Annotated in this window: 1 protein-coding gene; it reads left to right on the top strand. The window is 47.3% G+C overall.

Annotation, left to right across the window (positions count from 1 at the left end):
* The coding region (locus KVT27_RS25145) for an SDR family NAD(P)-dependent oxidoreductase (RefSeq protein WP_217582227.1) at positions 1-262 on the top strand (262 nt) is incomplete at both ends.

Consider the following 262-nt stretch of genomic DNA (forward strand, 5'->3'; position numbering starts at 1 on the left):
ATAGTGCGACTCCTTTCTTTGACATTTCCATGGAAGAATGGGATTCTATTATGGAGGTCAATTTGAAAAGCGTCGTGCTGGCCTGCCAGGTATTCGGGAAATACATGGTGGAGAGAGGCGAAGGCGGAAGTATTATTAATATCTCATCCGTTTCGTCCGATCCGCCGCTTTCTCGTGTATTTACTTACTCCGCTTCGAAAGCAGCCGTTAATAACATCACTCAGAACATGGCGCGTGAATTCGCTCCAAGCCGAGTGCGTGT

Origin of the sequence: Lysinibacillus sp. GbtcB16 (genome assembly GCF_019091145.1) — a bacterium.
In the GTDB taxonomy this organism is placed as follows: Bacteria; Bacillota; Bacilli; order Bacillales_A; family Planococcaceae; genus Lysinibacillus; species Lysinibacillus fusiformis.